This window comes from Streptococcus sp. 959, from assembly GCF_013277075.1.
Taxonomy (GTDB): Bacteria; Bacillota; Bacilli; order Lactobacillales; family Streptococcaceae; genus Streptococcus; species Streptococcus pseudopneumoniae_C.
Window position 1 is genome coordinate 1 of sequence record NZ_VMMF01000004.1, and the last position, 11,732, is coordinate 11,732.

An 11,732-nucleotide genomic window follows, 5' to 3' on the forward strand; every position below is an offset into this window, starting at 1 on the left:
AGAACGGGTCCTCTTGTATTATGTGACTATTAGTCCGTCTCGCTCCGTTAGGTGCGAGACAAAACAACCACCCGCTATGCGGGTGCGCGTCGAAGGTTATACCAAAAAAACTCCGAACGCGATACAATAAAGGTGTTCAAGCCAATTGTAAAGCGAAAGGAGAAAAATATGGCACAAAAGGCTCATAGTTTATCGCACACAAAGTGGCACTGTAAGTATCACATTGTGTTCACCCCTAAGTATAGACGAAAAGTTATCTATAATCAATATCGAAGTAGTTTAGGCGAAATATTTCATCGCTTGTGTAGTTATAAAGGAGTTGAAATTATCGAGGGTCACTTAATGCCAGACCATGTACACATGTTAGTAAGTATTCCACCAAGGATAAGTGTTTCGAGTTTCATGGGTTATTTAAAAGGAAAAAGTGCACTCATGATGTTTGACAAACACGCCAATCTCAAGTACAAGTTTGGGAATCGGCATTTCTGGGCGGAAGGTTACTATGTGAGTACAGTAGGGCTTAATGAAGCCACAATTAAGAAATATATTCAAGAACAGGAAAAGCATGATATAGCACTAGATAAATTAAGTGTAAAAGAATATGAGGATCCCTTTAGGGATAGTGGTAAGTAATACTAAAGCCTCTTTGAGAGGCAAGTGACGAGTCAAGAGCAATAAGGCTTGAACAAAGTGAAAGCCAGCGTCTTTAGGCGCTGGCTGGTAATTTGGGCTTATAGCCCTGGGACAAACCACCCGTTTGACGGGTGGTCATGATTGTCTCTAGATTAAAAATTCGTCCACTTATGAAAGCTATCGAAAGACTTCATGACTAAGGAGATTTAGATGATATTTTTACTAGATATTATAGGTGTTTTTCTATTATTATGTATCCATTCTAAGGTTGTAGATGAGAGATTAAACCTAAAAAAAGTAGTAGTATCCATTATTCTGTACTATCTTTCAACATTACTATTTATTGTTGTATTTGAATCAACTGCATTTTATTCTTTTGGGTCATTATTAATATATCCTACCTTTTTTATCCTATATACTTTGTCTATTGGTAAATTAAGAAATAAGGTCTCTTTATTACTTTTTTACTCATTATTTCCACTTGGATTTTGGGATGTCATCAAAAATTTTTTAGGTTTCTTTGTAATTTATAACATTCCAATATTGAATAGACTATATGAAACTAATCTAGGAATAATGATTTTCTCTTTATTAGCTGAAATTATTGTGTTTTTTCTTATTAGTCTCTTTCAATATAATTTTAGTCATTTAAAAATAAAGAACTTGGATAGAAAAACAAAATTTATCTTAATTACTGCGGATATTTTAATGCTTACTTATTTTATCTTACCGCCTTATATGAACTACATTGATAAAATAAGCCAGGATAGAATGTTAGATTATAAAGAATTATTGACAGCAGTTTACTTTTTATTGTTTATTTGTTTTATTAATCTCTTGGATAGAAAATTACTTCAAGAATTACAGGAGCAAGTTGTTTTACAAAAAGAAATTCAATTGCAAAATCTTAGCAATTATAGTCAACAAGTTGAAGGGCTGTATCAAGAAATTAGAAGCTTTAGACATGATTATGTTAATATTTTGTCAAGCTTAAAAATAGGTATAGATCAAAAAGATATTAATCTGGTTTCTCAAATTTATGATAGTGTTTTAAAAAACTCTGGTGAAAAATTAAAAGGTAAACGTTTTGATGTGGCACAACTAAGAAATATCAATGATTTGGCGCTAAAGAGTTTACTATTATCTAAGTTATCGGAGGCCCAAAACTTATCTGTTCTAGTTTCCCTGGAGATTAGTGAACAGTTCTCTATAAAAAATATGGAACAAATTGACTTCTTAACAATTACTTCTATCTTGTTAGATAATGCTATAGAGTCCGCAGCAGAGGGAGGAATAGCAGTTTGTTTCCTTGAAGATAGAGAATGGAATAAATTAGTCATGATTGTTAAAAATTCTACTTTAGAAAGAGAGATCGAACTGAGAGATATATTCAAGCGTGACAATTCTTCAAAAGGAGTAGGACGGGGTATAGGATTGGCCAATGTTCGAAGAATCTTAAAATCTTATCCAAATGTATGTTTGAAAACCACAAGTAAAAATTATGTCTTTACACAGATTTTGGAAATAGAACTTTAAAAGAACTATCATTCTTAGGATATTCTATTGAATATTTTAAGGAGGGGCTCTTTTGTTATAGCTTTATAGACATTTAAATGTGAAATAGTTCTAGTTTAAAAATTAGATTTTTAAACATATTTTCTATATAAAAAGTTTCACAATAATATTATATACTTCTATATGAAATTTATAATACGTTTTAATTTATCAATATTATTAATTGTTTTATAGTTAACATAGGTATCTTGGTTAAACAATTTCATGGGAATCACTTCCTCATTTACTTGAACGATTTTATGTTCGGAGAACACTTGACGGAAATAAGCGTACAATGTTATCTTCATGAGCATAGTTGGATGAAAGGCAGTATAAGAGGTCTCTTCCAGTAACACTTAGTTAGGGATACTGTCTATAAAGAGGATGATCATTCTCGATTCGTGAGTTGTTGGAATATCGTAGGCAAGATTTACTTCTAAACTTAATTGATTTGTGTTATAATCTTTATACATTGTAATGGATTTATAATTGTTTTTTCTTATTTTAATTATAAATCATGATATCAAAAAAAACGAGCATTTCCTCAATTCAGAAATGCTCGTTTTTTTGATAGTTAAAAGTGATTTTTGCCCAGCTTCACTAACTAGTTCTCACGACAGATGCTAGCTGATAAAAAACTACTACAGTTGACAAATAGTCAATTATGTTTAATGTTTTTTTGTCTATAATTAAAGGTTTGACTAGTTAAGAAATCGAGAATATCTGTGCTTGTTAAGCATAAGATTATCAAAATCTTTCCAGAGGTTTCCTCCATAAATCTTTAACAGATCTTCAGAACTTATTGTTGGAAATTTTTTTAGAGATAATTGTTTTTTGTCCATTATTTAGACCTCCTTCGTTTATATCCTAATTATAAATAAAAGATTTAAAAAAATTTTTGAAAATCCCAAAAGGTACCTATATGATTATAAAGTGTTATCTATAAGTTATTGAGGATTTTGTCTTTATAGTAATCAAAGTAAGTTTTTTTTGCAATGATACTCGTTACTTGGCCTTGTAAACCATATTGTATGATGTTACTGTCTTTATCTGGTAGTTGGGCTAGTGCAGTCACTTTAAAAAGATTTCCTTGTTCAGTTTTTGTTGCTGTTCTATCAATAGAATTTATTTTCCCAATTATTGTGATGCTTTGATTTCCGATTTTTTCTAGTTTAAGACGTGCGACCTGATCTTCTTTAAGTAAAGGGACATACTCAGAAGTGACATAGTAAGTGATAAGTACCTCTTTAGTTTCTTGAATATTGGGGTAAATTTGGGCGATTTCACTACCGTTTGGAATTAGAGTTTTTCCATCAAATTCACTATTTAAATGAATGATTCCTGTACCTGGGGATTTAATAGTATTGTGTTCAAAGTTAACATTTGCTTGCCCAAGTTGAGCTGTTAGCTCTGTGATTTGTGTTTCAACAGTTGTCAGCTGTTGAGATGCCGATTGTAGAAATTGGGTTCGTAGGACTTCTACTTTGGTTCCTAAACTACTATCGTAAGTCGCAACACTTCCTGTACCTGCTCGTTGAATATTAAGACTAGCGATAGAGGATTTTAGACTTGAGATACTCTGATTAATTTGAGAAAGATATTGATCATCTAATCCTTGCTGAGATTGTTGCTGGGATTGGACTAAGTAGGAATTTAAAGTAGCTTTGTGTGGATTGCTAGCCGACAAACTCGAACTTTTATTAGTGATAGCTTGACTAAGTTCCTCATACTCTGCTATTTGTTTGTAGATATTATTGATTTGTTTCTCTATAGCAGTGGCGGTATTTCCTGCTAAAGCTAGTTGATTATTAACCTCTGCATTGGTTTTAGAGATACCTAACTCTATATCTTGAGATTGTGTGATAAAGTTGTTAAAGGTATTAATATAACCGAACTCATCTTCTCCTGTAAAGAGGTTATTTCCTTGTGACAGGCTTGCTTTTAGAGTCTCGATTCCAGTTTTTTGCCGATTTAGGGTAGCTAGCTGTTTTTCAAGAGCTTGTTTTTGGGATTTCTCCATTGTTTCAGCGTATTTGATAACGACGTCATCTTTTTTGACCAATTGGTTATTGGACAGATTATTAGTTGTTATGGTGTTATTGCTAGTTGATTGAATTGAAGCGATGACTTGAGTTGGTGTAATCTCTCCTCTCGATGTGACGGTGACTTCTTTTTGGGCAAATAGAGAGAAGATAATCAAGAAACTTAGTAATAGGACTAATGGGACAATTAAGAGTGTCGCAAAATTATGGTAGCGGCGCTGATAAAATTCTGCACTTTTAAATAGCTTTGGGTTCATGATAAGTCTCCTTATTTGCTAAATAGATAATGATAGAAACCTTGTTTGGTCATCAATTCTTGATGAGAACCAGTCTCTATAACTTTCCCTTGGTTAAGGACAATGACTTGATTAGTTCGTTCAGATATACTAAGACGATGGGCAACAAAGATGATGGTCTTGTCAGTCATGGCCATCAAATTTTCAATAACCTTTTTTTCAGTTAAAACATCAAGTCCGCTGGTTGCTTCATCAAGAATAAGAACATGAGCTTTAGTCAGTAAGGCTCTAGCCAAAGCAATCCGTTGTTTTTGACCACCTGATAATCCAGCTCCATCTGATAGTTCTGTTTGGTATCCCATAGGCATTTGTTCGATGTCTTGGCGAATTTCTGCTATCTCACAGGCTTTGATAATATCTTCTTGACTAATCATTTGATTAGCTCCCAAGGTCAGGTTTTCTAAGATTGATCCACTAAAAATATAAGCTTGTTGAGGTAGGTAGTTGATGTGTTGTCGAAGAACCTTTTTATCAATCATTTTGAGATCATTGTTGTTAATAGTGATTCGTCCCTTGTAAGGTTCAAAGAAGTTGACAATCATTTTAGCCAAGGTCGTTTTCCCTGATCCGCTAATTCCCACTATACTGACCTTATCACCTTGTTTGATAGTTAGATTTATGTTATTTAGGGTGTCGCGTCCAAAACCATATTTATATGAAATGTCTTCAAAACAAATATCACCAGCCAGAAACTGTGAATCGGTTAAGGTCTGAGTGTTTTTGAACTCAGATTCGACTAAGTAAACTTCATTAAGACGATTGTTGGCTACCTTTGCAGACTGAAGTTTTGTTTGGAGGTTAATGATATTTTCCAAGGGATTAGTAAAGTAAGATAAGAGTGTGTTAAACGTAATCAATTGTCCAATGGAAATTTTACCTGTCATAACTATTTGAGCACCAAACCACAAAATAACAATATTCAGTATGAGTTGAGCTCCCTGTTTAAGGCTACTTTGTAGGATAGAATATTTACTAAGTTTAAAAGATTTGTCCAAATAATCCACAAACTCGCTATCAATCTTCTGGTATCGAGTTTCTTCACTAGTTAGGGATTTGATAGTTTCTACACCATTGATATCTTCAATAATAGCAGAGCTTACCATGGAATTGCTCTGCATGACATCATTATTCATCTTCTCAAAGGGCTTCATAAAAGCAAAAATAATGATGATGTAAATAGGAACTGAAATCAGTGAAATAAGGAAGAGGTTAGTGTTTTGTACCAAGAGTACACTACCAATAATGATCAAGATAGAGACATCAAGGAAGAGTGACAAAATCGTCGAAGCTAGAGCGTCAATGATTGAATTGGCATCTGTAAAACGAGAGATGACCTCACCAGTTCGCCGTGTCGCAAAGAAAGACATGGGGAGTTCAAAAATGTGGCGAATGTAAGAAAGAATAACATCAATACTTAATCGCTGACTAAGTACAGTTAAGAGGTAATCTCGTGAGAAACTCATCATCTGTTGCAGGATATAGGTGATAATCAGGCCAATGGAGATAATACCTAGGGTTGATTTCATCTGATTAGGAATGTATTCATCTAAAATCCCTTGAAGGTAGTAAGAGCCACCAATATTGATAAGAGTCACCAAGAGACTAGCTAACACGATATAAAAAATAAGTGAGCGTTGCCTGAAAATTAATGGGAGAAAGCTCATCAATCCATTTTTTTTATCCTTATGAGGTTTATAGCTGGGAGCTGGAGCCAGAAAGATAGCTACACCTGTCCATTCAGAAGCAAATCTCTCCTTGGTCATTTTTGTTACTTTGACATTAGGGTCAGGATCACCAATGATAAGATGGTCTTTTATATTTTTATAGACAACGTAGTAGTGTTGTAGTTTGCCCTCTTTATTAACATGAACGATAAAAGGATAAGGTATGTCTTCCATTTCAAAGAGGCTCATATCCGCTTGAATGGCTCTTGTTTCAAAACTCATTTCTTTGGCTGCTTTGACGATACCAAGAGCGGTCGTTCCTTCTTTATTTGTTTTAGCTAGTTCTCGCAAATGAGCTAAGGAATAGTCAGAACCATAAAACTTGGCAATAGACGCTAAAGCGGCAACTCCACAGTCCCTAGCGTCTATTTGAGGGATAAAGGTCCGTTTGTAAGATGTCATTTGTCAAATCCTTTCTTTTTATTTACAAGACTATTATGACAAAAAATAGGTAGAAAAATTGTTCAAATCTTAAATGGCTCATATAATATCTTGAATGGTGTTTTTGGTTTTGAAAATTAGTTAACACCATTTTTTAACGGCATATTTTTAATCATGAATGGTTACAAATTATGAAAAAAATACGTTTCATGATGAAAATCGTACATTTAAAGACTTCGCGGAAAAAGCAGTCTTTATTCTGATATACTAAAAATGTCAAGATTGCAATCCGACAAAAATAATAAAAATTAATATGGAGGTATTCCTCATGGAAACAAAAACAACGACTCAATTTGATGTTTTGGATACTGAAATGCTGGCTAGCATTGAGGGAGGAACAGTTAGTGCAGGTGAAGTTGCTAAGGCGGCAGGAATTTGCACATTAGCAGGAGCAGCGATTGGTAGTTTGGTTGCACCAGGAGCTGGAACTTGGGCTGGAGGTATTTTAGGAGCACAATATTGCACAGCTATATGGGGTATCGCTAGATCTTTGTAGAAAAGAGGTTAGTTTATGGAAAGTGGGGAATTTAGACTAATTTTAGCTCTTTTTACGTCCTTTTTTATAATAGGTGCGCTTGGAATAGTTCTAAATGTTACAATAAGCGAAGTTTTAGTTTTTTCTGTAGGAAGTGTGTTTTTTGAGTTGCTGATTCACTTATTAACGCATAATAAGAAGAGAGGAAACATTAGTTCTGAACTATGCTTTAATCGATACAAGCAATTTATTAAAAAGATTTCAGTACCTACTTTTTTTCTATTACTACTATCAATTATCTTTGTTGTTATAGATGGCTATAATTCGTCTTCTGTATTATTTTATACTCATATATTTGTAGTATTATTCACGGTAGTATACATTATTAGCTCAAATAATATCGAATTACATATTTCAAAAAAGAAATGAGGTTACGTATGAATAAATTAAATATGCATTTTATGGAGTTAAAAAATGAAGAATTGTCCTGTGTTTTAGGTGGAGGACAACGTGAGGGAAATGCTGTTCTTTCGGGGGCGGCAGGTGCTGTAGAAGCGGCGATGTCTTGTGCTCCTGCTGGTCCGTATGTCATTGCAGCATGCGCTGTTGGTGGAGCAATCTATGGTGGATTTTGGGGTTATGTATTCGGTTCATAAATAGAATTCTTGTGCGGGAAGAATATTTGTTTTGCATTGATTAGAATTGATTGATATTCTGTCTTCAAAATAAAATGCTACCAAATTTAATATTTGAATGTGTGTACTGGCCCCCAAAGTTAGACAGAAAAATCTAACTTTGGGGGGCCAGTACAGTGTTAGCGTTTTACTTACAGTATATAATAGTAAATTATTTTGAGACGTAGTAGTAAAGTGATTGAGCTATAGATATGATGAGGATGGAAATATGGAGAATGTTATAATGAATGTAGTTAATCATCTCTTGCTAAAGATTGAATGGATAGTAAGTAATATCTTTATAAAAATGAGCATACTTTGGATACTTATTTGGTTTCTATACTATTTAAAGAGTGATTTAGCAATGTATTTCTTGTTTTTTGGAAATGGCTTTTTATTATTGCTGATAATTTTTCGATTTGCACTGTATCAAATTAAACTAGTAATGCAGAATGATATTAAGTAATTGTGTCTAGATCATATTTTGGGGAATCAGATTATAATTATTCTGGACGTTTTCAAGACTTTTTGGGATTTGTATAATAGAACTTGGTGAAGCTATCATAGCCTTTTGTGAAGGAACTGGATCTTTTTTCTACGATATAGAAAGTTGAGGTTCAAATGAAGCGTTATTTGATATGCGTAATTAGTTTTAATTTAACTAATTTGTACAACATAATAATCAAAGAGGCTGGGGAAAGTCTTTAAAATCAGAAAAACGCATATTATCAGGCATTGAATCTTGATATTATGCGTTTTATTGTAGTGAGATTCACATTATTTTTCCTAAAAATGAGTTTTTGACTAGCCTAATTTTTTGGGTACGACGAGCAGGTCAAGTATCTCATCTGAGGTATAAGTTCTCCGTGAGCACCCGCTACTGGTGGGCTAAATAGTTACTCGTAAGCAGAATAATCATGAGGTAGTAGGAAGAGGAAGGGATAGTAGATGAGGGATTTCAGAACTCTAAAGTTCAAATAGGTATATGTAAATCACGGGAGTAATGAGGAAAGATGTACAACTTATATATTGAGGTGAGATTCTGATGATAGCTGAAAGCATAGTAACAACGAAACATGAGAAGTCAGTCAATCCTATAGTAGTCAGGATGATTCTATAATGGAAGTGGAGCGAAAGGGTGGGTACACAATTGAAAGTAGAATTGTCTGTTTTTATTATTTGTTTGGTAGGATGGTAGTATGTGTCTATTGTTCATAAAATATTGGACACACAAATAGAACGCTTATGTAGCCTGAGAGAGGAGGTAGTTAAGAAATCTTTGTAACAAATAAATATGATTGTGTTAATCATTATTTTGAAAGCAAATGATGTTTCTATTCTGCAGAGCGAAAAATACCATTTCAGTATAATATAGCTACCTTTTAGGATTTGCTTAAAAATTTAGTTTTAAAATGTGTAAAATAAAATTATCAATCAAAAAGGAGCCACATTATGAAGAAGTATTTATTACAATCTTTATTAGTTAGTACCGTAGCGTTAGTTACCATTAGTCCGAATCTTGTTTTGGCTGAAAGTGCTGAAACAAAATTTTCTGATACAGTGCCATCAGCTTTAAATTTAGAACCAGCTGTTACAGAAACCACTGGAGAATCTTTAACTGAACAAAAATCTAGCGATAGAGAAAATGAAAGTAACGTTCAGCAATCTACGAAAGAAATTATTAAGAAAGAAACTGAAGATATGAAATCAGTTACATCTGAAGAATACGCTTCAAATGTGTCTGATTTTAATAAAATTAGTATTGCTGAAGTTCGTCAGATATTCACTTCAGAAGATTCGGAACATACTTTATATTTTGGAAGAGGGACATGTTATCATTGTCGTGAATTTTCTGGAGTATTGAAAGAGTTTAATATGCTGATTGATAAAAAGTTAGAATATTACGATATAGATGGTGAGGATTTTGATGATTCTGCTAAAGAGTTCATTTTTAAAACAATCGGTATTCCTGGAACGCCAACAATTATTTATTTTAAAAATGGTAAAACTATTTCTGGTTGGGTTGGTGGAGGAATAACTGCACAACAACTTTACGATTATCTCTATTTTGGAAAAACTGATGAGAAGCCGAAAAGAGAATTTGAAAATGATAATAAAAATATTATAAATCCAAAGAATTCAATGCAAACTATGGATATTAAAGAGGATACAGTTAAAATTAAAACAATTACAAATCAAATCCCTAAAGATATTCCACTATCTGACGAAAATTTACAGAAAAAGATTGTAGTTAAATCACAAGATACTTTTGGAAAGACTATTGAAAATATAGAGGATAATTCTAAAGATAGTGTGGTTGGTGTTAAAAATCAGGAGAATCCTGAACTACTTTACAGTAAATTTAATGAATATAAATCAGATTTTATAGCATCAACTAATTTTAAAAAAATAGAATCGGAAGTAAAAAATTTACCCCAAACAGGAGAAGAACAATCGATTAACTTTGTTCGTTTAGGAATCGCCTTATTTATTACTGGAATTCTTATAATAAGTAGTCATTTAAATACTAAAAATGAAGTATAAGATCATAAGAGTATAGTAACCTACTGGAAATAGATCACATTAGATATTTATGAGAAACAATGTAGATAATCTTTTTACCAAATTTTCAAAATAAAAATAAGTAAATAAATTGAGAAATTTACCTAAGTAGGAAATAGATTTCTCAATTTATTTTATTGTGGGAGGATTTGATTCGCTTTTACAGTAATTAAGTTCATTTATCAATCTCTTTTTATTATATTTAAGAATATTTGAAGACAGCATTTTAGAAAACAATTATGGAGTTTTAATACGGAGTATAGTATAAATGCTGATTCAAAGTGAGGTTTTGTATGTTTGTTGCTTTTGTTGAGTATAAAATCTATTAACTAAGATTGAACTACAAAAATTAATTTTAGATGAACTAAACTATAGGCTTTGGAAAGTTCTCTTATTCGATTTCAGAATGAATCGCTGATACAGGATTAAAAGAACTAAGTATTTCTTTTTGTTTTGAATGAGATACGTGAGTATAGATTTGTGTGATTGATATAGAACTGTGTCCAAGAATTTGTTGAATGTATCGAATATCTACATCATTATCTAGAAGCATTGTCGCAAAGCTATGTCTAAACATATGTGGTGTAATAGTTTTAGATAAGCTATTTTGTTCGACGATTCTCTTTATAACTAAACGTACACTTTGCTCTGACAATGGTTTAAGAGAATGTTTTCCTGGAAACAAGAAATCATTTGATTCATTTCTTGTTTTATTTATATATGTTTCTAATAAATTGAATGTTTTTTGATCTCCTAAAAATAGGATACGTTCTTTCTTACCCTTTCCTATAATATGGAGTGTCTTATTGGAAAGATTAATATCTTTGAGATGAATGTTGCAAAGTTCAGAAATTCTGATGCCTGTTGAAAGTAAAAGTGAAATAATTAGTAGATTTCTTTCAGCGTGTTGTTTTTGATAATCAGTTTTAGATAGAACTACTCTCTGCTCTAAATATAAAAAAATACTTTTCAGAATGTCATACGGAATCGTTTTAGGCAATATTTTTTCAGTTCTAAATTGAAAACGCAATTGATTGAAGGGATTCTCTTCAATTATGTTCTGGTATTTTAGATAGTTATAAAACACCTTCATACAAGCAATTTTTCTTCTTAATGTATTCGTTTTTATGTTAGATCGTGTCAAATGTTCTATATAGGATTCGACATTATCATAGTCTGAGTTATAAAATTGCATAAGATCATTCTTATAAGCGCGAATCGTGTGCGAACTCAAACGCTTATGAGTTTTGCAATAATCTAAGTAAGTAGAAATAAGTTTATAATCCATAAAAATCTCCTTTATCAATAATCATGCTATTATAAACCTATTT

The 11,732-nt window shown here is 32.4% G+C and carries 8 protein-coding genes and 1 pseudogene; 5 read left to right on the forward strand and 4 right to left on the reverse strand.

Going from position 1 to position 11,732, the window contains the following annotated elements; genetic code table 11:
- The first annotated feature begins 168 nt into the window (after positions 1-168).
- Together tnpA and HT717_RS01465 are read left to right on the forward strand one after the other, a co-directional pair.
- A complete protein-coding gene (gene tnpA, locus HT717_RS01460; RefSeq protein ID WP_000057429.1) occupies positions 169-633 on the forward strand; it encodes an IS200/IS605 family transposase in 465 nt (154 codons plus the stop codon).
- Between the two features lie 210 nt (positions 634-843).
- Positions 844-2,169 carry a GHKL domain-containing protein gene (locus HT717_RS01465; RefSeq protein WP_173304205.1) on the forward strand — a complete coding sequence of 442 codons (1,326 nt, stop codon included), beginning with the start codon at positions 844-846 and terminating at the stop codon, positions 2,167-2,169.
- A 194-nt stretch (positions 2,170-2,363) separates the two neighbouring features.
- On the opposite strand, the pseudogene HT717_RS01470 reads toward HT717_RS01465, so the two are convergent.
- The 3 genes and pseudogenes from HT717_RS01470 to HT717_RS01480 all read right to left on the reverse strand — a co-directional run.
- A pseudogene (locus HT717_RS01470) lies at positions 2,364-2,660 on the reverse strand (IS5/IS1182 family transposase); the annotation flags it as partial.
- A 467-nt stretch (positions 2,661-3,127) separates the two neighbouring features.
- Positions 3,128-4,486: a bacteriocin secretion accessory protein gene (locus HT717_RS01475; protein ID WP_024057769.1), complete on the reverse strand. Its 1,359-nt coding sequence runs from the start codon at positions 4,484-4,486 to the stop codon at positions 3,128-3,130.
- 11 nt (positions 4,487-4,497) lie between these two features.
- On the reverse strand, positions 4,498-6,651 hold the full coding sequence (locus tag HT717_RS01480) for a peptide cleavage/export ABC transporter (protein ID WP_078238486.1): 2,154 nt from the start codon (positions 6,649-6,651) through the stop codon (positions 4,498-4,500).
- Between the two features lie 307 nt (positions 6,652-6,958).
- On the opposite strand from HT717_RS01480, the gene HT717_RS01485 reads away from it, so the two are divergent.
- The 3 genes from HT717_RS01485 (at position 6,959) to HT717_RS01495 (ending at position 10,383) form a co-directional block, all read left to right on the forward strand.
- The gene (locus HT717_RS01485) at positions 6,959-7,186 is read left to right on the forward strand and encodes a bacteriocin class II family protein (protein ID WP_000448738.1); all 228 of its coding nucleotides are present in this window, start codon (positions 6,959-6,961) and stop codon (positions 7,184-7,186) included.
- A gap of 404 nt (positions 7,187-7,590) precedes the next feature.
- Positions 7,591-7,821 carry a Blp family class II bacteriocin gene (locus HT717_RS01490; protein ID WP_236682221.1) on the forward strand — a complete coding sequence of 77 codons (231 nt, stop codon included), beginning with the start codon at positions 7,591-7,593 and terminating at the stop codon, positions 7,819-7,821.
- 1,470 nt (positions 7,822-9,291) lie between these two features.
- The gene (locus HT717_RS01495; protein ID WP_078238487.1) at positions 9,292-10,383 is read left to right on the forward strand and encodes a thioredoxin domain-containing protein; all 1,092 of its coding nucleotides are present in this window, start codon (positions 9,292-9,294) and stop codon (positions 10,381-10,383) included.
- A 409-nt stretch (positions 10,384-10,792) separates the two neighbouring features.
- Here HT717_RS01495 and HT717_RS01500 read toward each other — a convergent pair whose 3' ends face one another.
- Positions 10,793-11,689, reverse strand: a complete 897-nt coding sequence (locus HT717_RS01500; protein WP_024056561.1) for a tyrosine-type recombinase/integrase — start codon at positions 11,687-11,689, stop codon at positions 10,793-10,795.
- Between the last annotated feature and the right edge of the window lie 43 nt (positions 11,690-11,732).